This is a genomic window from Staphylococcus nepalensis (assembly GCF_002442935.1).
In the GTDB taxonomy this organism is placed as follows: domain Bacteria; phylum Bacillota; class Bacilli; order Staphylococcales; family Staphylococcaceae; genus Staphylococcus; species Staphylococcus nepalensis.
The window spans coordinates 95291-121802 of the sequence record NZ_CP017466.1 but is presented as its reverse complement, the minus strand read 5'-3'; the positions used below and the strand labels follow the sequence as shown (position 1 = coordinate 121802).

27 protein-coding genes and 2 pseudogenes are annotated in these 26512 nt (G+C 30.9%); 10 read left to right on the top strand and 19 right to left on the bottom strand.

Annotation, left to right across the window (positions count from 1 at the left end):
* The first annotated feature begins 73 nt into the window (after window positions 1-73).
* Genes BJG89_RS00555 through BJG89_RS00550 form a run of 3 tightly spaced genes read left to right on the top strand, consistent with a single transcriptional unit; the run spans window position 74 to window position 1086 of the window.
* Complete coding sequence (locus BJG89_RS00555) at window positions 74-613, top strand: HTH domain-containing protein (protein WP_232514193.1); 540 nt, start codon at window positions 74-76, stop codon at window positions 611-613.
* A 24-nt stretch (window positions 614-637) separates the two neighbouring features.
* Entirely contained in the window at window positions 638-850 is a 213-nt protein-coding gene (locus BJG89_RS14665; RefSeq protein WP_232514192.1) for a hypothetical protein, read from the top strand.
* 56 nt (window positions 851-906) lie between these two features.
* Window positions 907-1086, top strand: a complete 180-nt coding sequence (locus BJG89_RS00550) for a hypothetical protein (protein WP_065865875.1) — start codon at window positions 907-909, stop codon at window positions 1084-1086.
* A gap of 134 nt (window positions 1087-1220) precedes the next feature.
* On the opposite strand, the gene BJG89_RS00545 is transcribed toward BJG89_RS00550, so the two are convergent.
* From BJG89_RS00545 to BJG89_RS00530, 4 genes are all read right to left on the bottom strand, one after another.
* The gene (locus tag BJG89_RS00545; RefSeq protein WP_096808032.1) at window positions 1221-1358 is read right to left on the bottom strand and encodes a hypothetical protein; all 138 of its coding nucleotides are present in this window, start codon (window positions 1356-1358) and stop codon (window positions 1221-1223) included.
* Between the two features lie 13 nt (window positions 1359-1371).
* Window positions 1372-2256, bottom strand: a complete 885-nt coding sequence (locus BJG89_RS00540) for a permease (RefSeq protein ID WP_096808031.1) — start codon at window positions 2254-2256, stop codon at window positions 1372-1374.
* Window positions 2257-2345: 89 nt separating this feature from the next.
* Complete coding sequence (locus BJG89_RS00535) at window positions 2346-2666, bottom strand: ArsR/SmtB family transcription factor (protein WP_070704789.1); 321 nt, start codon at window positions 2664-2666, stop codon at window positions 2346-2348.
* Between the two features lie 32 nt (window positions 2667-2698).
* On the bottom strand, window positions 2699-2899 hold the full coding sequence (locus tag BJG89_RS00530; protein WP_038025466.1) for a hypothetical protein: 201 nt from the start codon (window positions 2897-2899) through the stop codon (window positions 2699-2701).
* 204 nt (window positions 2900-3103) lie between these two features.
* Between BJG89_RS00530 and arsR the strand changes: the two genes are divergently transcribed.
* Genes arsR through arsC form a run of 3 tightly spaced genes read left to right on the top strand, consistent with a single transcriptional unit; the run spans window position 3104 to window position 5126 of the window.
* Window positions 3104-3418 carry an As(III)-sensing metalloregulatory transcriptional repressor ArsR gene (gene arsR / locus BJG89_RS00525; RefSeq protein WP_065865872.1) on the top strand — a complete coding sequence of 105 codons (315 nt, stop codon included), beginning with the start codon at window positions 3104-3106 and terminating at the stop codon, window positions 3416-3418.
* On the top strand, window positions 3415-4707 hold the full coding sequence (gene arsB / locus BJG89_RS00520) for an arsenite efflux transporter membrane subunit ArsB (RefSeq protein ID WP_186333490.1): 1293 nt from the start codon (window positions 3415-3417) through the stop codon (window positions 4705-4707). Before arsR ends, arsB begins: the two co-directional genes overlap by 4 nt.
* Before the next feature lie 17 nt (window positions 4708-4724).
* On the top strand, window positions 4725-5126 hold the full coding sequence (gene arsC, locus BJG89_RS00515) for an arsenate reductase (thioredoxin) (protein ID WP_002434455.1): 402 nt from the start codon (window positions 4725-4727) through the stop codon (window positions 5124-5126).
* A gap of 19 nt (window positions 5127-5145) precedes the next feature.
* On the opposite strand, the gene BJG89_RS00510 is transcribed toward arsC, so the two are convergent.
* Both BJG89_RS00510 and BJG89_RS00505 read right to left on the bottom strand, forming a co-directional pair.
* Entirely contained in the window at window positions 5146-5487 is a 342-nt protein-coding gene (locus BJG89_RS00510; RefSeq protein WP_002469817.1) for an ArsR/SmtB family transcription factor, read from the bottom strand.
* Between the two features lie 18 nt (window positions 5488-5505).
* Window positions 5506-6123 (bottom strand): CadD family cadmium resistance transporter, encoded by a 618-nt coding sequence (locus BJG89_RS00505; protein WP_038024172.1) that lies wholly within the window; start codon window positions 6121-6123, stop codon window positions 5506-5508.
* Between the two features lie 540 nt (window positions 6124-6663).
* Here BJG89_RS00505 and tnpA point away from each other — a divergent pair.
* Complete coding sequence (tnpA, locus tag BJG89_RS00500; RefSeq protein ID WP_096808029.1) at window positions 6664-7140, top strand: IS200/IS605 family transposase; 477 nt, start codon at window positions 6664-6666, stop codon at window positions 7138-7140.
* A 178-nt stretch (window positions 7141-7318) separates the two neighbouring features.
* Here the strand turns inward: tnpA and BJG89_RS00495 are convergent, their stop codons facing one another.
* From BJG89_RS00495 to BJG89_RS00475, 5 genes and pseudogenes are all read right to left on the bottom strand, one after another.
* Window positions 7319-10192 carry a bifunctional glycosyltransferase/CDP-glycerol:glycerophosphate glycerophosphotransferase gene (locus BJG89_RS00495; protein ID WP_096808028.1) on the bottom strand — a complete coding sequence of 958 codons (2874 nt, stop codon included), beginning with the start codon at window positions 10190-10192 and terminating at the stop codon, window positions 7319-7321.
* Between the two features lie 362 nt (window positions 10193-10554).
* Window positions 10555-10748 (bottom strand): annotated as a pseudogene (locus tag BJG89_RS00490) (sugar phosphate nucleotidyltransferase); the annotation flags it as partial.
* A 280-nt stretch (window positions 10749-11028) separates the two neighbouring features.
* A pseudogene (locus BJG89_RS00485) lies at window positions 11029-12005 on the bottom strand (DUF1002 domain-containing protein).
* A 41-nt stretch (window positions 12006-12046) separates the two neighbouring features.
* Window positions 12047-12796: a hypothetical protein gene (locus BJG89_RS00480; protein ID WP_096808027.1), complete on the bottom strand. Its 750-nt coding sequence runs from the start codon at window positions 12794-12796 to the stop codon at window positions 12047-12049.
* A 34-nt stretch (window positions 12797-12830) separates the two neighbouring features.
* Complete coding sequence (locus BJG89_RS00475; RefSeq protein WP_096808026.1) at window positions 12831-13910, bottom strand: hypothetical protein; 1080 nt, start codon at window positions 13908-13910, stop codon at window positions 12831-12833.
* Window positions 13911-14137: 227 nt separating this feature from the next.
* On the opposite strand from BJG89_RS00475, the gene BJG89_RS00470 reads away from it, so the two are divergent.
* From BJG89_RS00470 to BJG89_RS00460, 3 genes are all read left to right on the top strand, one after another.
* Entirely contained in the window at window positions 14138-16930 is a 2793-nt protein-coding gene (locus tag BJG89_RS00470; RefSeq protein ID WP_096808025.1) for a type I restriction endonuclease subunit R, read from the top strand.
* Between the two features lie 117 nt (window positions 16931-17047).
* The gene (locus BJG89_RS00465) at window positions 17048-18604 is read left to right on the top strand and encodes a type I restriction-modification system subunit M (RefSeq protein ID WP_096808024.1); all 1557 of its coding nucleotides are present in this window, start codon (window positions 17048-17050) and stop codon (window positions 18602-18604) included.
* Window positions 18597-19766, top strand: a complete 1170-nt coding sequence (locus BJG89_RS00460) for a restriction endonuclease subunit S (protein WP_096808023.1) — start codon at window positions 18597-18599, stop codon at window positions 19764-19766. Before BJG89_RS00465 ends, BJG89_RS00460 begins: the two co-directional genes overlap by 8 nt.
* Before the next feature lie 110 nt (window positions 19767-19876).
* Here BJG89_RS00460 and BJG89_RS00455 read toward each other — a convergent pair whose 3' ends face one another.
* The 8 genes from BJG89_RS00455 to BJG89_RS00420 all read right to left on the bottom strand — a co-directional run bounded on the left by BJG89_RS00455 (window position 19877) and on the right by BJG89_RS00420 (window position 26486).
* Window positions 19877-20098, bottom strand: coding sequence for a hypothetical protein (locus tag BJG89_RS00455; RefSeq protein ID WP_096808022.1), 222 nt, complete (start codon window positions 20096-20098; stop codon window positions 19877-19879).
* A 13-nt stretch (window positions 20099-20111) separates the two neighbouring features.
* A complete protein-coding gene (locus BJG89_RS00450) occupies window positions 20112-20615 on the bottom strand; it encodes a DUF1643 domain-containing protein (RefSeq protein WP_096808021.1) in 504 nt (167 codons plus the stop codon).
* 14 nt (window positions 20616-20629) lie between these two features.
* Window positions 20630-20941 (bottom strand): DUF960 family protein, encoded by a 312-nt coding sequence (locus BJG89_RS00445; RefSeq protein WP_096808020.1) that lies wholly within the window; start codon window positions 20939-20941, stop codon window positions 20630-20632.
* 95 nt (window positions 20942-21036) lie between these two features.
* On the bottom strand, window positions 21037-21375 hold the full coding sequence (locus BJG89_RS00440) for an SAUGI family uracil-DNA glycosylase inhibitor (RefSeq protein ID WP_096808019.1): 339 nt from the start codon (window positions 21373-21375) through the stop codon (window positions 21037-21039).
* 105 nt (window positions 21376-21480) lie between these two features.
* Window positions 21481-23157 (bottom strand): cassette chromosome recombinase CcrC, encoded by a 1677-nt coding sequence (ccrC, locus tag BJG89_RS00435; protein WP_096808018.1) that lies wholly within the window; start codon window positions 23155-23157, stop codon window positions 21481-21483.
* Window positions 23158-23381: 224 nt separating this feature from the next.
* Entirely contained in the window at window positions 23382-25025 is a 1644-nt protein-coding gene (locus BJG89_RS00430) for a DUF5906 domain-containing protein (protein WP_096808017.1), read from the bottom strand.
* On the bottom strand, window positions 25025-25393 hold the full coding sequence (locus tag BJG89_RS00425) for a hypothetical protein (protein ID WP_096808016.1): 369 nt from the start codon (window positions 25391-25393) through the stop codon (window positions 25025-25027). The genes BJG89_RS00430 and BJG89_RS00425 overlap by 1 nt, the downstream gene beginning before the upstream one ends.
* Window positions 25386-26486 (bottom strand): DNA polymerase, encoded by a 1101-nt coding sequence (locus tag BJG89_RS00420; RefSeq protein ID WP_096808015.1) that lies wholly within the window; start codon window positions 26484-26486, stop codon window positions 25386-25388. The genes BJG89_RS00425 and BJG89_RS00420 overlap by 8 nt, the downstream gene beginning before the upstream one ends.
* Window positions 26487-26512: the final 26 nt, after the last annotated feature.

The window sequence follows — 26512 nt, the reverse complement described above, 5'->3', positions numbered from 1 at the left end:
TATTAAATATACGGAGGATTGACTTATTGTGACAAACCTATTTTGTAATATATAACTTAAAGGAGGTGACATATTGGATCGTGCATTTCGAATATTAACAATATACCATCGTTTACTACAGAATAAATCCGTCAACAAACAATCACTTACATTAGAACTCAATAAGAGTCCTAGGACGATACAAAGAGATATCGACGATATCAGAAACTTCTTATATGAAAGTAAATCGTGGATCAGTACACCTAAAGCAATCACGTACGATTATAAATCAGAAAGTTATAAGCTCGAACAAGATAAGCATGAAAATATGCATTTTATGTATGATATTTTGACTGCTTTATACCTGACGACACCCAAATTAAGTCATTACTTTTATCAATATCTTAAATTATTAATCATCAAACATCATTCAGGTCATCGAACTACATTACTAAAATATCTTGACCGCTTTGAAATTGATAAAAATCAAACAGGTATTTTGCCAGCATCATTAGTTGTTCGCGCAATGAATGAAATTTATATAGATGATATTAATCAAATGAATCTGAGTTTGTCTGAAAAATCTGTGGATATACAAGAAAAATCAAAGTTACAAACCTATATCACGTTTTAAATCGGTAAAGATGTGTGGTCAAAAATGCATCGATATTATCAAATTCATGTAATAGAAAAATATGATGCACATTATCTTATTGTCACTTTCAAGATGACAAGAGTCGAAGCTATTCAACTCCGTTTTATATATCGATCCAATATACGTATCATTTCACCCCCTGATTTAAGAGAACAAGTGATTGATGAATTACTTTTACTACAATTAACATATTTAAAACAACAAGTTCAAAAGTAAACCAAGCAGACAATGTTTTACAAATAATATTAATAATAATGAAAGGAATGATAATCATGAGTAACATCATAAAAACGATAGGCAAAGGCATTGGAAAAGGTGTCGGTGCAGCAGCAGGTCTAGGTATTTTAGGTTCTTATTTCAAAAGAACTTTCACAATAAAAGGACCACTAGGTAAAGAAATAACAAGAATTATAGAAAATCACTTTAGTGAACCTGTAGAAATCAAAGCATAATATAGAGGTAACCATTTTCAAAGACACATTGATTTCAAAATGTGTCCTTTTTTAAATTATTGTAGAATAAATATAGAAAAGCGTAGCAAAATAGATTAATATAAGGGCCTGGATATAAATTCCAGGCCCTTATATTAATTGTTACAGCAATTGTTATTATCTTCTTGCTCTTTTTCATCTTTTTCTTTTTTTTCGTTCTTTTCCTCAATTTCTACCGAACAACATGACTGTTCTTGAGGTTTTATTTTTTTTAATGCGTCTTTAATACCCATTATTTCACCTCCTTTAAATAATGATATTCACAATCAAACCTGTAGCAATGGCTACAATTAAAATTGCAATAATGAATGATATTACAAATTTTTTCTTGAATAGCTTAGATAGCAATACGACCTCTGGAATACTTGCACCAGCACCACCAATTATTAATGCAACTACTGTTCCTAGCGACATACCTTTTGATACTAATGCTTCGGCTATAGGTAACATTGTTTCTGGTCTGATATACATAGGGATACCGATAACAGAAGCAATAAACACCGATATAAAACCATCACCACTTGCATACTTAGTTATAAATTCTTCAGGTATGAATCCATATATAAAGGCACCAATAAATACACCAATAAATAGATAAGGTAACATTGGGTATAAAAATGCCCACGCATCGTTTAATGCTTGTTTAAAACGAGATCCTGTTTTATTAGCAAAAAAGCCATCACCTTTAACATTGACCCCTTTATAACTTTCAGCTAAATTCATTTTTGAAAATACTAAACCTGTTAAAATACTGAAAATTGCTAGTACTACAAAATAAACAATGGCTACTTTCCATCCTAATAAAGCCCATAACATAAATATCATTAGTGGGTTCATTAACGGTGAAGCAATTAAGAAACTCATTGCTGGACCAAAAGGAACTTTGGAATTTAATAGACCTGCAAGTATTGGAATAGTTGAACAAGAACAAAATGGTGTAACAGCACCAAATATCATACCTAATATATAATTGACGACTTCATTAGGTTTGCTCAAAAGCTTTATAATTTTTTCTTCTGAAACAACTTGTTGAATCAGACTTACTATAAAACTCACTACTATAAATAGTAATAATAATTCAAAAAATAACATCAGAAATGTTTTTATGAATTCCATAATTGAATCTATCATTAGTATAACGCCTCCGAATTCATTTAATCAACTTTTCTTGATATATTAATCAAAAAAATTTGATTAATTCTATGTTATAAAGAAGATACTTAAGGTATCTTACAGCAAGTATCTTCATTTAAAACCACCTGTATTTGTTGCTCATTAATTTTATAATAATTCCATGTGCCATGCTTTTCAGCAATAAGAATATTTGCATCTACTAATTTTTTTAAATGATAGGAAAGTTTAGATTGTTTTAACGCTAATAATTCTTCTAGATCACAAACACATAAAGATTTTGAATCGCTTTGACGTATTGATTGTAGAATTTTAAGCCTGATTTTATCAGCTAGCGCATTAAACATCTGTTCATAAAAGTCTAATTGTTCTTCCTCACTTCTATTAGGACTGGACTTAATAATTTCCATTAAATAATCACCTCTCTTATATATAGATATTTCTATTTTTGTTTGAGTTCTTGTATTACTTGATTAAAATGAGTTTCTGTTATTTTACCATACATGTCAGGTTCTCCTTTAAAGAACTCATTTTTCATATATGATATAGCTTCTTTTAAAGAAACTTCTCTTGATATCATAATTAGATTTAAGTAGCTAACAAAATAATCAACAGATAATGTACCTGCATGATTTATTCTCATAAAATCGAACTCCTTTATAAAATACTAAAATGATACATCAATTTTTTTTGATGTATTAAATATAAATTATTATTTCAACTTTTGCAAGATAATAAAACTAGTTATTTAGGACGCATTCTAATCTAATACTAAAATTAGTCAAAAAACTACATAGACATAAAGCTATATAGATGTTAATCTATGTAATGAATAGGAGGTATATTTATGTCTTATAAAGAATTATCAGCAATATTAAAAGTTTTATCAGATCCAAGCAGGTTAGAAATATTAGATTTACTTTCTTGTGGTGAACTATGCGCTTGTGACTTATTAGAACACTTTCAATTCTCACAACCTACACTAAGTCATCATATGAAGTCATTAGTAGATAACGAATTAGTTACAACACGAAAAGACGGCAACAAACATTGGTATCAACTTAATCATGCTATTTTAGATGATATTATTCAAAACTTAAACATCATTAATACATCTAATCAAAGATGTGTATGTAAAAATGTGAAATCAGGTGACTGTTGATGACCATTTTAGCAATTATAATCTTCTTGTTAACTTTAATCTTTGTGATATGGCAACCAAAAGGTTTAGATATTGGTATTACAGCTTTAATTGGAGCTGTTGTTGCTATCATTACAGGAGTCGTAAGTTTTTCCGATGTATTAGAAGTAACCGGTATTGTTTGGAATGCAACTTTAACTTTTGTAGCTGTTATTCTTATTTCATTAATATTAGATGAAATTGGTTTTTTTGAATGGTCTGCAATACATATGGTCAAGGCTTCAAACGGTAATGGCTTAAAAATGTTTGTTTTTATTATGTTACTTGGGGCAATTGTAGCAGCATTTTTCGCAAATGATGGTGCAGCTTTAATCTTAACTCCTATTGTATTAGCGATGGTAAGAAATCTAGGGTTTAATAAAAAAGTTATTTTCCCATTCATCATTGCCAGTGGCTTTATCGCTGATACTACATCACTACCCTTAATTGTAAGTAACTTAGTTAATATCGTTTCTGCAGATTACTTCGATATTGGATTTATTGAATATTTTAGTCGAATGATTATTCCTAATATATTCTCTCTGATTGCTAGTATTCTCGTTTTATGGTTATATTTCAGAAAATCTATACCTAAAACGTTCGATACAGAAAATCTTTCACATCCTAAAAATGCAATTAAAGATTTTAAATTATTTAAGATTTCATGGATTGTATTAGCAATACTACTTGTGGGTTATCTTGTTAGTGAGTTTATTCAAATCCCTGTATCAATCATTGCTGGTATTATTGCTATTATCTTTGTACTGTTAGCTCGCAATTCCGAAGCTGTGCATACGAAACAAGTAATTAAAGGTGCACCATGGAATATTGTCCTATTTTCAATTGGTATGTATTTAGTCGTATTCGGCTTGAAAAACGTAGGCATCACCACAATTTTAGCTGATGCATTATCCAATATTTCAAGTTATGGACTATTCAGTAGTGTTATGGGCATGGGCTTTATATCTGCTTTGTTATCATCAATTATGAATAATATGCCTACAGTTTTAATAGATGCAATTGCTATCGGACAATCGAATGTAGTTGGAACAATTAAAGAAGGTATGGTTTATGCGAATGTCATAGGTTCTGATTTAGGACCTAAAATAACACCGATTGGTTCTTTAGCAACATTATTGTGGCTACATGTCTTAACACAAAAAGGTGTGAAAATTTCGTGGGGAACATACTTTAAAATTGGAATTATCATTACTATTCCGGTCCTATTTGTAACACTCTTAGGTTTATACCTTACACTAATCATATTTTAAGAAAAGAGGCTTTAATTATGGATAAGAAAACAATTTATTTTATATGTACAGGAAACTCTTGTCGTAGCCAAATGGCTGAAGGTTGGGGAAAAGAAATATTGGGTGAAGATTGGAATGTCTATTCTGCTGGTATTGAAACACATGGTGTTAATCCTAAAGCAATAGAAGCTATGAAAGAAGTGGATATTGATATCTCAAACCATACATCAGATTTGATTGATAGTGATATCTTAGAACAGTCAGATTTGGTCGTAACATTATGTAGTGATGCAGACGATAATTGCCCTATATTACCACCTAATGTTAAAAAAGAACACTGGGGCTTTGATGATCCAGCAGGAAAAGAATGGCCAGAATTTCAACGTGTTAGAGATGAAATTGGAAAAAGAATACAAGAATTCAAAGAAACGCTCGTTTAATGTGAGCGTTTCTTTATATTTAAGTCATACATTTTATTAATAATGATTTCATTTCTATATCTTTGATATAATAGTATACCATTTTCCCATCCTTGTAAAAATTCAGCACGTCTCTTTTATACAGGGCTCTCAAATGATGTGATGTTGAAGCTATACTCAAACCTAATGTTATAGATAAGTCACAAACACATAATTCTTTCTCTTTAATTAGAGCTAATATAATTTTCAGCTTATTCTCATCACTTATCTTTAATAATGTATTGATAAGCCGTTGAGTTTTTTCTTCTTTTAAAAATCTTAAAGCATAATTCACTTTTTCCTCATGAACACAAATGACGTCACAAATTTTATTGTTACTCATATTAAGTCACACCTTAATTTATAATATAAATCCTAATATTGTTTGTATGGTTTCATTTTCAATAATAATAAATAAGCCCAATGCTATGTAAATAACAGCCATAATCCAACGACTGAATTTCTCAACAATTTCACCCACACCAGGAATTCTAGCTAGTTTTTGTGCTGTGAATACTAAAAAGAAAATTAAAACTAAAAATACAATTAAGGTAGTCAGTAATTCAATAATATCCAATGCTACAAAATAAGGGACAAATAAACCAATATTATCTGCACCACAACTTGCAATTGTCACTAAAGAAACAGTCCCTACTAATTTGGACAAACCTTTTTCGTTTAATTCTTTTTTTGCTCTTTTTTCACCTTCACAATCATCATAAATAGCAACTTTTATACCTAAGTAGATGGGGATTAAACCTAATAAACCTAATATCCATTTCTCTGGAACATAATTTAACACAAAAGCTAAAAATAAACTGACTAATATGAGGATAATCGATCCTAAATATTGACCTATATAAATATCCCTAAATTCTTTTCTAGTCTTTGCTCTAGCAAAAAATATTAATAAAATCACAAATAAATCTACCGCAGTTGCAATATAAAGTATTGCCGCAGTTATAATAGTCTGAACCATAGAGCACCTCATTCAAATATACATTTGAATGAATTGTATCATATATTGCATATCTTATGAATAATAAATATTAGAACCGAAAAGTGACACTTTAACTTATAGTAAGGGGCTGTGTACATACGAGTGATTTATAGATTCTTTGAGAATACGACTTAAAGCGATTTTAATTTGTCAGTTCATTGCATTTTGTTTTTTTTAACAATTTCACTAATAAGAAGAACCTTATAAAAACCGCATCATTTATGATACGCTTCTCCCTATCAGTGATATTACTAAAAAATATATTAGTAATTCCAAAGATTAATAAGACGTTTATTACTTAAAGTTTAATCAACAAATCTGTCATAAAAAAATTATAAATTCACCCACTTTTAGCATTATTTGCTAAAAGTGGGTGATTAATTATTTTTGGATAAAAAAACCATACGCATAGCGTATGGTGTAGTATGGTTTTATCGTTGTATTAAAAATTGCATCTCTACGTGCTAAAATAATATTTGGTCAGCCAACCAAAATAAACAACACGAGGAGATGCAACTTATGTCATCAGATATAAATAGTTTAGCACATACAAAATGGAATTGTAAGTATCACATTGTCTTCGCTCCTAAATATAGAAGACAAATTATATACGGAAAAATAAAGAAAGATATTGGTATAATATTGCGACAGCTGTGTGAAAGAAAAGGCGTAGAAATTATTGAAGCTGAAGCATGTAAAGATCACATTCATATGTTAGTTAGTATTCCACCCAAATTAAGCGTTTCGCAATTTGTAGGATATTTAAAAGGAAAGAGTAGTTTGTTGATTTTTGATAGACATGCACATTTAAAATATAGATATGGTAACAGAAAATTTTGGTGTAAAGGTTTTTACGTTGATACAGTTGGAAGAAATAAAAAAGTTATAGAAAATTATATTCATAATCAATTACAAGAGGATATCGTTGCGGAGCAATTAACACTTGTTGAATATATAGATCCTTTTACTGGCGAAGAAACTAAGAAGAAAAAATAAAACAACCCTTTTAAGGGTTGTTAGGAAAGTAGTATATGTGGCTGATCTTCTCAGAGCCCTTATCAGGGCTGGTCAGTAACAAAGGCTTATAGCCGAAGAACAAACCACCCGTTATACGGGTGGTTTTGATTATTCAAATTTCATAAATATTTTTTAAATATATTCACACGGAAGTATTTTATGATATTAAATCAATCGTTCTTTGTCTATTAAATCCATCTCCGAATTCAAAAAATGATTCAACTCTTCTAAGGTAAAATTTACTCATTTTATAATTATTTTTCTTGATTTTCATTAATTCCGAGACTAGCGCTTGAGAATCATTAACAACAGGGCCGAATCCATTCTCTAAGTAGTTAAAATAGCCAGGTTCATAAGCAGAATATGAATAGATTTCATTAATATCAAAATGATAATACAGTATAGGTTTTTTTAAATATGCAACATCAAATGCAATAGATGATACATCCGTAATTAAAATATCAGTATCGCTTATTACTTTTTTATAGTCAACATGATCTATAACTTCGATATTAGGTAATGTATCAAAAAACTTAGAAAATCTTGCTTGCATTCTCGGATGTAAACATAAATTTAATTGCACATTATTTTTCTTTGCTATCTTTTGAATTTCAAAGTTAGATAAAAATTCAATTAAACTTTTAAAGAATAAACTGTTTAAAAATTCATTGTCACTTGCACCTAATAAATGCGGTCTCCATGTTGGCATAATAGTAATATTTTTTTCTTTCTTCTTCTTATTATTTTTTAACAAATCAAATCTAGATAAACCAGAAAGTAAAACTTCATTTTCACTAAATCCATATTTTTGAATAACCTCTTCTTTTTCTTTTTTGGCACTTGTAATAAAGTAATCCATAGGTTTATTACGTTTATGTAGTAAGTTAGAAAGGTCATTTTGAAGAATACCATGTTGTAAAAAAATGAATTCAAAATCTAATAACTCTCTTATGAATTTACCATTAATTGTGCCAAAAGGATTGTTTAAATAAGCTTCAGAATGAGAAGAAAATACTTTTTCTGCCTTAAACATTAATAGATGATGCTTTTTACTATTAAAGCCCACAACGTTTGGTCCATATTTTTTTTGTAATTTTATGTAGTCTTGACTTGATGCATTAATTAAAAAGAAAGGTGTTACGTCTTTTTTATTATTATAGACGTAATCAAATAGAGCTTCTGCATTATCTCCAGCTTTATCTAATCTATCTATAAATAACCAAATTTTTTTATTATTGATTTTTTTATTAATAATACCTATCAATTTATATATTCCAGATTTTCTAGTATTATGTTTTTTTAATAAACCTAAAATATTTTTAATAACTGGGATTCTATGTTTTTTAGAATTTATTATTTTGTTGTTGTTTATTAATTTCAAAGTTCGATTTTTATATTGCCTAAATGGAATCTTGGTATTACTGAAATTTGTATGCTGTGTTTTACTTACTTGTTTAATATCTTCCAGTGTTTGATTATTAATTAAATATTTCACTTCTATCGTCTTAATACTATCGTGCAAGTGAATATCAAAACGATAAAATTTATTAAAGCTGATATTCCTATTTAAAAAAGTTTGTTCAGTAATAATTGTATCGTTATCAGGGTGTATTATTTCTTTTTTATTAATAACTAGTACCGGTGTAACATCTATATTCATATTAATATTTGGTAAACTAAATCCACACTTTAACACTGTGTTTTTTTCATAAATATATTCGGTTTTAAGATACATATCTGTAATATTCTTAATAAAAATATTATTTGAAAAGATTTTATAGACACCGTCTTCTTTACTTATATTAAAATTATAGCCTTCATATTTTACTGCTAAAATGGCTACTCGATATACAGCATTAATCTGTTTTAAATTAGGGTTATTAATTACCTCATCATCTATTACTTTAAGAAGGTTAATGATTCGTTGGGTATATGCTTCAATTTGTGTGTTATTTAAAGTTGATAATGTTGTATTTTGGTATTTCAGACGATATTGTAAGTCATATAAAATCATCATTTGAACATATTTAGGGAGATGATTTCGTTTATATTCATTCGCTAAATAATTATGAAATTTATCAAGTGTATGACTATAATAGTTTTGTCTCTTTAAGGCAGTATCAATCGCGGATGATTCATCTTTTCTTTTTCTATACCAATAACATCCTTGCGTGTAACTCATTAAACCGATTCTAAATGTCCTTCTCAAAACATTAAAAACAAATTTGGCATCTTCTCCGTATTTTAAAGTCGTATCAAATGTTAATCCTTTTAACGCAGACGCTCTAAAAAAAGCTGAAGATGCATTCATTTGAATATGATCATAATCAATATTCAAGTCTACAATTTTATTTTCTTTATTTTCATATTTGAAGTTTAAAGGATGTTCACCCACCATACCATCAAAGAATCTTAATCGTGTTGATATGACATCGATTGTCGGATTCTCTTCAAAGAAATGATATACATTTTTTAATGTGGTTAACCCCCATTTGTCATCGGAATCAATAAAATTAATATATTTTCCTTTCGCATATTTTAAACCAGTATTTCTTGCAATTGAAACACCTTCATTTTCTTTAGATATATACTTAATATTATCTGGATATAATTTTTGGAATTTAGATAAAATAAAATCAGAATCGTCCGTTGACCCATCATTAACTATTATAATTTGAATGTCCTTTAATTCCATAGATTGATTTATGATACTGTTTAAAGATTCATGTATATATTCTTGGGTATTATATACAGGTATAATAACACTTATTTTAAAGTCATATGATTCATACAATAACTCATTTAAGCTAATGATTTTAATATCCATTTTTTCAAATACATTTAAATCGTTTAAGTTTTCAAAATTAATTATTAGGTCGAACTTTTCTTTAAAGTCACTATAATGAATTTTATATTTTGAATTTGTATTATTAGCAATAATAATCTTTCTATTATCATTTTCTAACATACTGGAAATTTGTTCTAGTTCTTTAGCAGAAGAAAAGGTCCCATATATCAAAACTGTTTCCATTTTATATCCCCTCTATAATTTATATTATTCCATTTGTAATTTTAATAAACTAATTATATAATCATCATTTATACCAAATTAAATCGCTATTTTTACATTCTTTTCACCATCATATAATTCATACTCGAAAACATATTTATAAAACACAATTATTAAAATTTAAATGTTCAATTACATTTGTTATTTTTACTTTTTAACTGTTTCAATTTCTAGTCCCTGTAAATGATCAAAAATCTGTGTGTTAGAACGTAACTACACATCATCACTTCATTGGATGATGTTGTTACAGGTTGTAGTTTTTCAACAAATCTATTAATACTAAATAGTCTTTCTTTTTGAAATTTGTGAATCAACAATACTACATCTTCGAATATTCTTTTATGATGGGCTACGACTATAATAATATCTTCAGTACTTGCTTCTACTACATCTACTGAATGTGTTGGATATTAGGTTTTATTATGATATATAACATTTCTTTAGGCATCGCTTTAGTTGCTGGTAAAAATCTTGTGCCTAGGCCCGCCGCTGGTATTATTGCCTTTTTAATTTTCATAATTTATTTCCTCCCTTTATCATTTAAAATCACTTATAAAAAGCCCAAATTTTTATCAATAGATCTTATACTTAATAATCAATAAAAACTTTCTTAAATATTATACTTGAATAAAAAGACATCTTTTTTAGTATAACAAAATTTAATAGAAAACATAAAGTGACATTTAATACATTTTGAATTTCTTTTAATAATAAAAAAATATAAAAATGAACTCTATTTACATGAATCTTTGTATTGAGATTACATCTTTAAAATATCCAAATTAAGATTTCTCTGTTTATAATTTATTTAACAGATTAGAGAAAAATTGAATGATCGATTGAATAATTTCCACAATACCGTCCCATATGCGTTGAAGGAGATTTCTATTTTCTTCTGTATTCAAATCTTTGGCTTTATCCTTCGCTTTATTCAATAAATCATCAGAGTTTTTTTCAATATTTTTTAATACATCTTTAGCATTTTGTTTAAATGCTTTAGGATCGGAAGTTAAGGCATTAGAGTTTGCCACATTCACCATATTATTATTAATCATTTGAATTTGATTATTTGATAATATTTCTGATAAACCACGTTCATCGAGGACTTTATTAACAGTGTCTTCAACTTGTTGTTGTGTAATTTGTTTATCTTGATTTTGTTTAATATCTGCAAGTTGTTCTTTAATATCTGCTATAGAAGCATTTAAAGCTTCATCTGAATACCCATCTTTACCTTTATTTTCTTCCGAAATTGTACCTAAATCATTCATTTCTTGGTTTGAATTTTGAATATCTTCAGTATTTAGATCGTTACCTTTTTCTTCATAAGCTTTATAAATACCTGCTAAAGCACCTTCACCCGTTACTGGTTCTACAGAAGCTATATGTATTTCTGCATTTTTAATTCCTGCCGTAATTGCAGCATTTTGATATTGTTCAGATGTCACTTTTGTAATGTTATCTGGTGTATCAATTTTCACATCAACACCCTTACCCCATTTTTATGTTCAATTGTTGCACTTGAATAAATATAACTTAAATTACTACTATTGGGGATATAATTACTCACATCATTGACGTTAACACTATAAATTTCATAGTTATCATCAACACCTAAATTATCTTCAGTTTGTTGTAAATCTTGCCCTTCTAGGTCAGCACCTTTAATAAAAACAGGTTCATCCCAATCTGCTTTATTATCAGCTGCTTTAACAACTCCTGAAGCTGATAACAATAATGTAGCTACTGCTAAACTAGTTACTGTTTTTTTCATTTTCAAATACACCATCCCTTAAAATATTTCATATATTTATATTAATCGTATCCAATAACATGTTTTTGGATTGTTTCAATCATTTCTGAATCAGCCTGTGTCATGTCATACTTATAAATTTGGTTGAATCTTGGATTATAAATACCAATGTAACGTATATTCTCAAAGATAGGCTTTTGAGATGCCTTACCCATTAAATAATATATCACTAATTGAAGCGTACTATTTTTCTGTGGCAATTGTTTTGAAACTTTAAAGTCCCACAATGTATCTTCAGTTAGAAAGTCACCATCTCCAGTGTTAATAATGCTTGTATAACCCCCCTCAAATGTGAAACCATCCATTTTAACTTCACCAATTTGATTAAAAAATGAAAGACTTCTCTTTATAAGTGATTTTATATTATTAATTGTGTCTTGATCTGGAATTTTAAATTCTTTAGGCATGCTACCTGCTCTATATACCATATCGTAATTTACCAATTGACATGCTTTAATAATAGATAGATCATCATTATCATTAATATCTTTTAACAATGATTCGGCTGTTTGTAATTCCCCAGCTAATTTTGCGCCAGTTAACGATATGGCAAATGATTTTTCTTTGTCTTGATTTATAACCATACGAGTAAGGTAGTCTACGACTAAACCAATTGTTTGAGGTGCTATATTTTCATATTTTGTATCTATAAATGTTTCTGGTTCTAGTTGCTTAACTTCAAATGATTTTCTGTTTAAATACCCACCACGGGGTTGTTTAATTTGTGAAATTCTTTGTGTAACACTAACCAATTAAAGACTCCTTTTGATAATAATATTTTTATATTTATGAAGCGTTTGAAGTTTCTTTGTCATTTTCTGAACTTTTTGATTCTACATCTTGAGATTGTTCATTTTCATAGTTGTTACCATCGGTATTTTCATCATTGTTTTGGTTATTATTTTCTTGTGTTGCATCTGAATTTTGCTTATCCTCGCTAGATGGTTGTCCTATTTGTTGATTTGGATCCTCACGTTCCTCATTTTGCGAAGCTTCCTCGTTACTATTTTCTTGCTGTTCTTCATTATTTTGTTTTTGATTGAATTCATCATTATTTGTTTCAAAGTTGTCTCGGTTTTGTTCATTTTTTGTATTTTCATTCGTTGATTGTTTACTATCATTATCTGTTTGATTATTTTCTTTTTCATTTCGAGACTGGCTGTTATTTGATGTTGATTGATTTGATTCATTGTCATATTCTTGTTCTTTTTGTCTATAATTACCTACGATGTTTGAAAGTTCTTTATATTTTTGTTCTGGAACATCAGAAGTAGCAGTTTCAAACTCAGGCATCCCTTTTTTGTATACGTAAGTATTATAGAAATCTAAAGTTATATTGTAAGCTTTTTTATTTATCTTTCCATCATTTGTTTTTATAAGGCCATCTGCATGCGTACCAGCACTACCAGTACTTATAATTTCTCCTGTGTTTCTATCTATAATTGCGTGGTGCTTAACAGATTCGTTTATCCCACCAAAAGGTGTTTCAATAAATATTTCATCCTCATTACTTTTATCTTTATTGTAAATCAGTTCATCTTTATTTTTAGTGAAATTAAGTATATCTTCAGAGTTAAAAGCGATAGATTTTGCTTCATCAATTGTTATAGGTTCACTATTTCGATTATTTGCTTCATTTGTTGTTTCTGCAGTATTAGAATCACCTTGAGGTTGATTTTTTGTATTTTGATTGTTTTCTGCTACTTCATCATTTGATTGCTTTTCAGTTTCATCTGATTTTTTATCCCTTTCCTGTGTTTGATTTTGATCATTGTCTTTTTTATTATTATTGTCTGTATTTTGACCGCAGGCACTTAAAATAATAAAAGAAGACAAACCTAACATCCCTAACTTTCTAAATTTCATTAAATACATCTCCCATATGTAAGCTTCACTTTCAATGTTATCAAAAAATAAAGCGTTATCAAATACAATAAAATAAAAATATACTATACTTAATACAACTAATATATTGATACTGTAATAACAAATGATTCATCTGTTTGTCTGTATTTCCATAACAATTTAAATGTTATAATTATTAATAAGATAATCGTTGATCATAATAGAAAAAATAAATTTAGGGGGATGTTATGGTATATCAAAGTGAATTTGCGTTAGAAACTGAAATGATGGAACAGTTAAAATCCAACGGCTATGAAACGGTAACGATCAGAAATGAACAACAATTATTAGATAATTTCCGTTCGATATTGAATGAACGTCACGCTGATAAATTAAATGGGGAACCTTTAACAGATAAAGAGTTTCAACGCTTGTTAACCATGATTAATGGTAAAGGCATTTTTGAAAGTGCCCGTATATTACGTGATAAAATGCCTTTAAAACGTGATGATGAATCTGAAGTGTATTTATCATTTTTGGATACGAGAAATTGGTGTCAAAATAAATTTCAAATCACCAACCAAGTATCTGTAGATGACACATATAAAGCGAGATATGATGTCACAATTTTAATTAATGGCTTACCATTAGTACAAATTGAACTTAAACGTCGTGGCATTGATATCAATGAAGCATTTAATCAGGTTATGCGCTATCGTAAACAAAACTACACGGGCCTTTTTCGCTACATACAATTATTTATTATTAGTAATGGGATCGATACACGCTATATCTCTAATAATGATGGCGAAATATATAAAAGTCATATGTTTTATTGGAGTGATAAAGAGAACAATCATATCAATACATTAAATGAATTTACTGAAACATTTTTAAGACCGTGCCATATCGCTAAAATGATTTCACGCTATATGATTTTAAATGAAACAGACAATATCCTTATGGCCATGCGTCCATATCAAGTCCACGCTGTTGAAGCCTTGATACGTCAAGCTACAGAAACAAGTAACAATGGTTATATTTGGCATACGACGGGCAGTGGTAAAACATTAACTTCCTTTAAAGCGAGTCAAGTGTTGTCAGAACAAGATGACATCAAAAAAGTCATCTTCCTTGTCGACCGTAAGGATTTAGACAGTCAGACCGAAGAGGAGTTTAATAAATTCTCTAAAGGTTCCGTGGATAAAACGAATAATACGGCGCAGCTCGTTAAGCAATTAAAGGATAAGAGTTTACCACTTATTGTCACAACGATTCAAAAAATGTCTAAAGCAATTCAAAATAATGCAGAAGCATTGGATCAATATAAAACAGATAAAGTGGTATTCATTATTGACGAATGTCATCGTAGTCAATTTGGAGATATGCATCGCATTGTTCGTCAACATTTTAATAATGCGCAATATTTTGGTTTTACGGGTACACCGCGTTTTGAAGAAAACCAAAGTCAGGATGGTCGGAGTACTGCGGACATCTTCGGTCGCTGTTTACACACTTATTTAATTAAAGACGCGATTCATGACGGTAATGTATTGGGCTTTTCCGTAGACTATATCAATACCATTAAAGCTCAGAATATAGATACAGAGACAGACGAATTGGTTGAAGGTATTAATACTGATGAGGTTTGGTTATCTGATCAACGCGTTGAACTCATTGCGCGTCATATTACAGAAAATCACGACAAATATACAAGAAACAGACAATATTCAGCGATATTAACCGTTCAGAGTATTCCAGCCCTTGTGAAATATTATGATACGTTTAAAAAGATCAGTAAGGATTATGAACATCCTTTAAAAGTCGCAGGTGTGTTCTCTTATGCCGCCAATGAAGAGCGTAATGAAGGAGAAGTAGATGAGGCACATTCTAGAGAAAAATTGGAAGAAGTCATCAAAGATTATAATGATAACTTTGGCACCAATTTCTCGACAGATACCTTCCAAGAATACTTTAATCATATCTCTAAAAATGTCAAAAAAGGTGTCAAAGGCAACAAAATTGATGTTTTAATCGTCGTTAATATGTTTTTAACAGGCTTTGATAGTAAGGTATTAAATACATTATATGTCGATAAAAAATTAAAATATCACGACTTAATCCAAGCCTATTCACGTACGAACCGCGTGGAAAAAGAAACTAAACCATTTGGTAAGATTGTGAATTATCGTGACTTGAAACAAAATACAGATAACGCCTTAAAGCTGTTCTCTCAAACGGAAGATACAGATCGTGTGTTAATGAGAGATTATGATGAATATAAAGCGGAGTTTGTTGATGCATTAGCTGAACTAAAAGCTGTTGCACTAAAACCTCAAGATATGGATCAAGTTCAAGATGAAAATGAGAAAAAAGCGTTTGTGGAGGCTTTCCGTTTAGTTTCAAAACTCGTGCTGAGATTGAAAGCCTTCGATGAATTTAACTTTACAAAGGCAAATATCGGTATGGATGAACAAGAATTTGAGGACTATAAGAGTAAGTATTTTGCGATATATGACGAAGTGAAGCCTAAACGAGGTGAAGTTGAAAAAGTCTCTATTCTCAACGATATTGATTTTGAAATTGAAATCTTACGTAATGATCGAATTAATGTCTCCTATATCATGGATCTCGTCAGACAAATTGATTTAAAAGATAAAGCAGAACAGCAGCGTAATCGTGAACAAATTAGACGTATGTTAGACAACGCGGATGATCCAACTTTACGTTTGAAACGGGATTTAATTCGCGAATTTATCGATGACGTTATACCTGAATTGTCTGAAGAAGACAATATAGATGAAGCCTATATCCTATTTGAAAAAGCGAAACGTGAATCAGAATTCAATCAATTTGCACGTCAACAAGCAATTGATGAACAGATACTTAAAGATATCACAGGTGAATATGAATATAGCGGTATTGTCAATCAAGATCACCTTAAGGACCTTGTGGGTGATAAAAAGTTACGAGAAAAACGTCAAACGAAAAAAGCAGTCACATCATTTGTCGAAGAAGTGACGGAGAAATACAGTAGCTAGAAAGTATATCAAACCTTTGTGATAATAAATATTGTAGAGGTTTTGATATGTGCTATAAACACATAAGCTAATTATATAAACAAAGCAAAAAGCATTTGAATAAATGGAGGAAATAACATGTCAATTACAGAGAAACAACGTCAGCAACAGGCTGAATTACATAAACGCTTATGGTCCATTGCTAATGACTTAAGAGGGAATATGGACGCAAGTGAGTTCCGTAACTATATTTTAGGACTTATTTTCTATCGCTTTTTATCAGAAAAAGCCGAAACAGAAGTTGCGGAAGCATTGTCAGGTGAAGATTTAACATATGAAGAAGCTTGGGAAGATGAAGAATATCGTGAAGACTTAAAAGCTGAACTCATCGAGAATGTGGGTTATTTTATTGAGCCGGAAGACTTATTCAGCAGTATGGTTAAGGAAATTGAAAATCAACGGTTTGATATTGAACATTTAGCACAAGCGATTCGAAAAGTAGAAACGTCTACGCTTGGTCAAGACAGTGAAGAAGACTTCATTGGTTTGTTTAGCGATATGGATTTAAGCTCAACACGTCTAGGTAATACGGTCAAAGAGCGTACTGCCCTTATAGGTAAAGTGATGGTTAACTTAGGCGACCTACCATTTGTGCATAGTGATATGGAAATTGATATGTTAGGTGATGCTTACGAATTTCTAATTGGCCGTTTTGCGGCCAATGCGGGTAAAAAAGCCGGAGAATTCTATACGCCACAACAAGTGTCAAAAATCTTAGCGAAAATCGTTACATTAGGTAAAGACAAGTTAAGAAATGTCTATGACCCTACGTGTGGTTCAGGCTCATTATTACTACGTGTGGGTAAAGAAACAACAGTCTATCGTTATAATGGACAAGAGCGTAACAACACAACCTATAACTTAGCTCGAATGAACATGTTGTTACATGATGTGCGTTATGAAAACTTTGATATTCAAAATGATGACACGCTAGAAAATCCAGCATTTTTAGATGAAAAGTTTGATGCTGTGGTAGCCAACCCTCCTTATAGTGCCAAATGGTCTGCAGATAGTAAATTCAATGATGACGAACGTTTCAGTAATTACGGTAAACTAGCGCCTAAATCTAAAGCAGATTTCGCATTTATCCAACACATGGTGCATTATTTAGATGATGAAGGAACGATGGCGGTAGTCTTACCGCACGGTGTCTTATTCCGTGGTGCAGCTGAAGGTACGATACGTAAATATCTTATCGAAGAGAAAAATTATTTAGACGCGGTCATTGGTTTGCCTGCGAATATCTTCTATGGTACTTCAATTCCAACTTGTGTCCTCGTACTTAAAAAATGTCGTGAAACAGATCAAGATGTCCTATTTATTGATGCATCTAATGAATTTGAAAAAGGTAAAAATCAAAACCATTTAACAGATGAGCAAGTTGAAAAAATCATTGATACGTATAAAAACAGAGAAACAGTTGATAAATATAGCTATGTGGCAAGTATCAAAGAAATTGAAGAAAATGATTATAACTTAAATATTCCTAGATATGTCGACACATTTGAAGAAGAAGAACCGATTGATTTAAACCAAGTTCAACAAGAACTGAATCAAATCGATGATGAAATCGCAGACGTAGAACAAGAAATTAACGAGTATTTAAAAGAATTAGGAGTGTTAACACATGACTAATAAAATTAAAAATGTACCTAAGTTAAGGTTTCCAGAGTTTAAAGGTGAATGGGGAAGCATAGAATTAGGAAATATAGCAGAAAATTATACGGGTGGTGGAACTCCCAGTACTAAAGTTAAGGAATATTGGGAAGGAAACATACCGTGGATTCAAAGTTCAGATCTTAAGATTGATGATGTTAAAAATGTAGAATTTCACAAGTATATAAACAGTGTAGCTATAGAAAATTCTTCAGCTAAATTAATCCCTGAAAATTCAATAGCTATTGTAACCAGAGTTGGGGTTGGAAAATTAGCTTTAATAAGAGATGAATTTTCTACTAGTCAGGATTTTTTATCATTAAGTAATTTATTAATAGATACAAATTATGCATTATATGCGCTATACAAATTAATTAGAAAAGAATCGACTAAATTACAAGGAACTTCTATAAAAGGTTTAACTAAAAATGATTTATTAAGGAAACAAATAAAAAAACCTCTAGATATAAATGAACAAGAACAAATAGGATATTTCTTTAGCAAACTTGACCGACAAATTGAATTAGAGGAACAAAAGTTAGCGAAATTAGAAGAACAGAAAAAGGGATATATGCAAAAGATTTTCTCACAAGAACTACGATTTAAAGATGAAAGTGGGAATGAGTATCCAGAGTGGGAAGAGAAAAAACTATTTAATGTTGTAAAATACCTTAGTTCTAAACGTAGTTCTAACTATTATTCAGAAGATATTATTCATGGTCAGTATCCAGTTTATGATGCAGTTCAAGAAATTAGTAGAGATACGAATTTTGATATAGAAGAATCATATATTTCGATATTAAAAGATGGAGCAGGTGTTGGCCGTTTAAATCTTAGACCTGGTAAATCATCTGTTATTGGAACAATGGGCTATTTACTACCTCAAAATATCGATATTAAGTTTCTGTTTTATTATTTGAAAACAATGAATTTTAATAGATTCGTTATTGGAAGTACAATTCCTCACTTATATTTTAAAGATTATTCAAAAGAAACAATATTAATTCCAATAGATAAAAGTGAACAGATTAAAATAGGCTCTTTTTTCATAAAATTAGACAGTATTATTAATAACAAAGCGAAGAAAATTAAAGTACTAAAACAGCGTAAACAAGGTTTTTTACAAAAAATGTTCATATAGATTCTGATAATGGCCTATTATGTTAATTGAAATTAGAAAAAAATAAGCATTAGAGCATCCCTCACCGCAAAGTGAAGGATGCTCTGTTTTTATTGTAATTAGTATAGTCTTTATTTTGATAGATAATTATTAATGATTGTCTGTAAATCATTGTTAAGTACCGTTGTAATAGAGTCATCATTTATAAAATCATCATAGATTTTATCAAGTATTTCCTCATCATCGATGGCTGTGAAATGATGCACCAGACCTTTTACTATTGAAATGTAATTTTGAGATGCTAAACAACTAGCAATTATTCGCCAGTCCGATTGTTTAGTTCCATGGTTCATAGATAATTCTCCTTTATTTTAGTGTCCATTTTTGACGCGCTTTAGGGTTCAGTGGATGCATGACTTCACTTGTTACTGGGTTAATGAGCTTTTTTACTTTCTTTTTATGAGGTTTTAACATTTCCATCACTTGTTCAACACGTTCGACGACAACTGGTCGCTTCGCATAGGCACCATAAGCAAGAATCACTGTGTCACTTTCACTTATCGCTTTCATCAAGTGAATATCTGTGTGCTCATCGTATGGCTCTTTGATATGTTTGAGGTTTTCTGGTGTTTTGATATTAGAGAATAGGTTCACAAGATATACAGAACCATATTTATCAGACTTCGCTAATTGGTTAAGAATTAGAACGGTTGTTAGATCGAGGGAAAGTATGCCATCTAAATGAGGGTACATCGTTATGACTGTACATGCGGATTTCTTTTCATCCCACGTCTTTTTGAGTAAGTAGCGATGTTGTTCATCGTCGCTAAATATAGCTTCTGTGTGTATCGTACTTTTGATTGTATTCATAGTATTCACTTCCTTTAGTATTCTTCCGGTAGTAACATGACGTAATAAGAAAGGTCTACATCATCTTCTCGGATAATATAGACCTTATTTATATTGATAGCTTTTGAATAATTAGCTTTATGTGTTTTGATGTACTCAGGACGTTCTTGTTTGTGTTTGATATATAATTGATCATTATGCATGTTGAACTGGAAGACATGAAAATAATCTATTGATTCTAGTTCCTTGGACTGTTCCTTTTCACGTTGTGCTACAAATTGCCATAATTGATGTTGTAATGCAGTAGGTAAGTTTTGGACAATACCACGAGTGATATATCTATTCATAATAGACTTCCTTTCGTTCTGATTCTTTCATCCAAGTAATGATTTCACTTAGGACTGTAATAACTATTTGTGTGATTTTTATATATTTATGCATATTATTGTCCTCCTGTTAGTAAGTATCGTTGATCCAAAAGGGGCATGATAGTGTTGTGTAGGTATAAAAAATCCATATCGTGATTTTCATCGATATAACCAATGGCTATGAGTTGTTTCTGATGGTAGAGGATGAACGGATAGATATTACTTTCGTGAAGTGTGTCAGAGTAGTAGGTATAGGTTTGAAGTATTTTATTACTGAGTGGGCCAAGTCTTACGTATTGATCAGGTAGAATATCATCAGCAATTTCCTCAATGGATTCACATTCCCACTTTTCTTCCTTTGGCAGCTTGAATAAGTTGGTTATATAGTGCTTGAGTTGTTGTTCCAGTGTCATAATTATGACCTCCTAATGTATTGGTTTGATGTAATCATGTGATACATCATTTAGATAATATATATTTGATTTTTATTTCATTTCTCTCACTTTTGTCACTAAGCACTAAGTGGTAAAAGTGGTAATTTGGTCGATGAAATAATTGTTTCGACCGTCTATTTCGAATTGGAATTTGGGCATAAAAAAAGACCCCCAATCTTTTTTCAAAGATTGAGGGATAAGACTTTCATCAATTTTATATCGTACCACTTTCACTTGTTTATCTGTCGTAATTTCAATCGAGTCAATTAACATTTTCATAAGTTGATTTTTAGCTTCGGGTGTGGCTTTTCTAAGATATACACTGAATCGTGTTATCATCAAAATGAGTCGTCCTTTTAACTTATCAAAATTGGGTATATCATCCTGGGATTGATTTGCTTGTTGCGCTTCTTTAATTTGTTGATCTAATGCTTCTAACTGCTCGTTCATTCGACTTTGTTTATCTTTCAATATGTCGCTATCTATTTCCTCATCCAAATACAAATCTAATAATCGTTCTTGTTGTGATTTAAGCTTAGCTTTTTGTTTTTCTAAGCTATCAGTGTCATATTTTATTTCTGCTTGATGACTATGCTTTTGTTTCAGTTCTTCGATCACATTTGACGCAATCTGCTTGATAATATCTGGTTGAGACAGAATACGATTCAAATGAACATTAATTACACGCTCGACGACTTCGGCATTAATGGCGTTACTATGACATGCTGAACTACCTGAGCGATTGAATAAGGAACAAATGTAATAGCGTTTGATTGTCCGTTCTTTCGACTTTTTCGTTTTATAATAAGTCCGTCGACATACCATATTATTGCCGCACTCTGGACATTTAATGAGCCCACGAAGGTAGAAATCTCCACCAATAGGTCTGCCCGGTTTAAAACTTTTAGAAGCTAGTTTCTCATGAACTTGATCAAATACCTCTTCACTTATAATGGCTTCATGTTTACCTTTGACCAATATCACATCATTTTTATCACTTTTGCCACTTCTTCGCTGTACAGCCCAGTTTTGATGGTTATTGAATCTGACATAACCTTTATAGACTGGATTATTCAAAATGTATTTAACACCATACACTGAAAATGGCTTTTGATTAATAGTACGATACCCCTTTTGATTCAGTACTGATGTAATGGCTTTGAGTCCTTTATTATGATTCAAGTATAAATCGAAAATTTCACGTACGATATTAGCTTCATTTTCATCGATAACCAAATCATTTTTCTGTGTAAGTGGATTGAGTTTCAACTTGTAGCCGAGCACTCTACCTGTAATAGCTTCTCCACTACGCGCTTTAGCATTCATCGACATCTTGACATTACTAATCAATGTTGAACGCTCAATTGATCCTATTAGTCCAAACATTGTAACGAGTACTTCTCCAGAAGCATTGGATGTATCAATATTCTCAGAAATCGATTTATAACCTACGCCATGCTCTTTGAATTCATGAATAATATTAAACACGTCTCTCATTGAGCGAGAAATACGATTCAATTTCCAACTTAATACCATTTCGATTTTATTATCCTTAACATCTTGTAATAGACGTTTCATTGCCGGACGACCTTCAATATTTTTACCTGAAATGCCTGAGTCAGTATATGTCTCATAGTCATAACCCGGGAAATTTTTCACAACTTCTTTGATGAGTACTTGTTCCTGCTCCTTTACAGAATAACCATGTTCTGACTGCTCAGACGTACTAACGCGTGAATAAAGTGCAATTTTACCCTTCATATCATACCGCTCCTTTTATTAGATTATTGTTACAGACCATCGGTCTTGTAACATCACATGGATAATATATATTTATAACTTCGTTTCATTTTTATCACTTTTGCCACTTAATAATATGAGTACTACAGGCATTAGCCTGTAGTACATAATTAGCTTACTTACTTTTATTCATACGCTCTTCTATAAGAGGTACAAGCACTTCTACAAATGCTTCAATTTGTTCATTATTCATCGTCAAAGTCCTCCCAACCTATGTCCAAATCATCTTCGTATAAGAATTCATCGTTTGTTACATTTTCGCTCTTATCGAATGAAATGATATTATTTTTGCCTGAATTATTATGAAGATTCTTTTTTTCGGTTTCTTTCCATCCTAAATCGACCCAATATTTATAGCCATTATTTAGTCTACTTTGTACATTAAAGTTAGCTTGAACCAAATCCTTAATAACTTGAGAGCTTATATTAAGTTCTCGTTTAACAGCATTATTGAGTTCAGGTAAATAAACACGAGACCCTGATTCATTTTTTATTAATTTTTTTAGTAACTTAATACAGTCTTTTTGACTTGCAATACTTGCGGACCTGCTAGAAACAAATTCATATCCAAAATTTAACCAATCGTGAGTAATTTCAGTGACACGATTATTTTCAAGATATTCGATATCTGCTTTTACAATCTGTTGATACACATGCATCAAATAAAGAAAAATTTCTTTCTTCTCACTCTCGAGTTTATCAATTAATGAAGTATCCGCTTTTTCAACATAATACTCACATGGAATAACATTAATTCGACGCTCTAAAGCTTTCGCATGTTCAGGAGGAAAATTAAGTACTGCATTTGTACCAAAAACAAGTTTCAAATCCAATGTGACTTCCACTTGAGTTTTCCCTTTACGATCAACATGCATTGATTCTACAGATAATAACTTTTTGAAATCATTTACAATCTGTTCTTGAACCCTAGATTTCCCAATTTCATGACTTGCCATCAGGCTTTTGTCAATTAAACTTTCTTTGTCAAAACGACCTTCAAGCTCATTAAGTGGCTTAGACACAATATCTTTGCTATAGAAAAATGATTTAACTAGTTCAATATATACAGATTTACCATTCTTAGCTCCACCATATAATATGAGACCTCGACGGTATTTAGTATCAGCCGTCAATAACACTGCTGTATGTTGAAAAAGAAAGTATTGTAAGTCATCGTCATAATTCGCAAGTTCTAACATATATTGATTGAAATGTTTGGGTATCTGGTCAGTAATCTCATCATTTTTATCTAACGCTAAATTTAATCGCGTTTTTGGAAAAATGTCGATTGAATTTTTAACGACTTTGAATGTATTAAGATCGAACATATTTTCACCACAACCAATATAGTGCTCGTTCTCGACAAGTTCTTCTACATCTGTTGATTTTTGCAGACCTTCAACCACATTATTCAGTGCACTTTGCGTAGGCGTATAACCGATTAACAGTACTTGTATCATTTTTGATACAAATCCTTTTAACTCGTCTTCACTTAGCTTTTGCCAACCGTTAATTTTGAATATATACAGTTCCGAATTGAAGCGTTTGATATGAAAAACTTTTATCATCATGTCTATTAATATTGTGTCACTTGGTTTCTTCTTAATACCGAAATAGCTATAGATGTTAGGTCGATAATCCGTATCTTTTGGGATATTAAGTCGTAACTGATCGATAAGTTCGTTATACACTGTTTCACCTTGTACCGTTTCTTCTATTTCATCATCATTGCCAATACTCATGGTTAGGATAGCAATCAGACCTTGACGGTCGACTGCCTCCTTAGCCACACTTATTATTTTTGTTAACATATCGAATATATGTTTCATTATAATATGCCTCCAGTTTCATTTAATGTTGCTACATCGTGTACATAATAATTACCGTTATATTGACCAATAAAGATTAAATGCTTTCGGTCAATGTAAGGTTCATATGTTTTGTGACCCACGCTATAGTTGCTATGATTCTTTAGCCAATCATTTATTGACACCTGTTTAGCTGTCGCATGTGTTGAAATATTACGATTCACGTATACAATCTGATTGTTCACTTCAATTTCATACGTGAATTGGTGTTTTACTTCACCTGAGAAATCTGTTTGGCTCACAGAATGTAACGTAGCTACATATATATTATTTTCTTTAAGTGGTGTAATACTTGGAATGTGTAAGCTTTGTCCTCTATCATTATTCATGGTCTACGCCTCCTATTTCTTCCACTCTCACATGTGCAAATTCACCATTGAACAACTGGTTAGCCGTATCTTTCATTAACTGACCCACATTTTGTGCAATTTCTTCATCTTCACATTCAATCATAATCGCATCGTGTATCGGTACTATAATCTTGAACGTTTTTTGATCGCACTGTGCTTTGTACACTTTTAGCAGAATGTGCTTGAAAATATAACTCGCTACAGTTTGTACGTAGATTGCCATAATACTGCTACCTTGAAATGCGCTCATATCATGTTCAATGCCGTAAGGCATAGGCATGGTTTTATGCTCTTCGATTTGTTTCTTAAGTTCAATGACTTTTGTAAATTGGCTGACCGCATCCAACCATTGCACTTCACTTACATAATGTTTCAACTTGAATTTAGGACTATTGAAGTTGCCACCAAATAGAAACGAACCAATAAATGCACGTTTAACAAATACTCGTAGCTCATCTGGTAAGTCTAATTCACTTAGCAATGCATCATACAGTCCGTCTTTCTGATTTAAAAAGTCAATCAGTTTTGAATCTTGAGTCATGTACGCTACAACTGATGGTTCAAACGATTTAAAATCGACTGTATACACCTTCTTAAATTTTGAAGGTAAAATCGTATGTTGTACTGCTTTAGGTAAGCCTTGAAGATTAAAATTTTTAGTTGTAATTCGATGTGTTCGTGTACCAATCAACGATAATTGCGTATATAATCGATTCGTACCATTTAATGCCTGTTCTAACCTATCAAATAGCTTTTCGATCTTATCAGAATGTTCATCATTCTTGGCTCTTTCAAACATTGTTGCTTTGATATCGGGTAATTTATCGATATTAAGCGAAATAGGTTCTGATTCAATCTCTTCCTTTAATGATCCCAATCCTTGCTGTACTTCCACGTATTGGTCTAACTTAGCTTGTTCATCAGCTAAAAGTGCATTATATTTTTGATCTAACTGCTGGCTGAATTGTTGTTGTAATAGTTGAACGTCATCTTGGTTAGATGATTTGTCCATTAACCACTGCTGTGTTTTGTTACTTTGAGTCAACGACATCAGTTTGTCTCTTGTCTCCATGTAAATCTTCTCCTTTATGGTTAAAA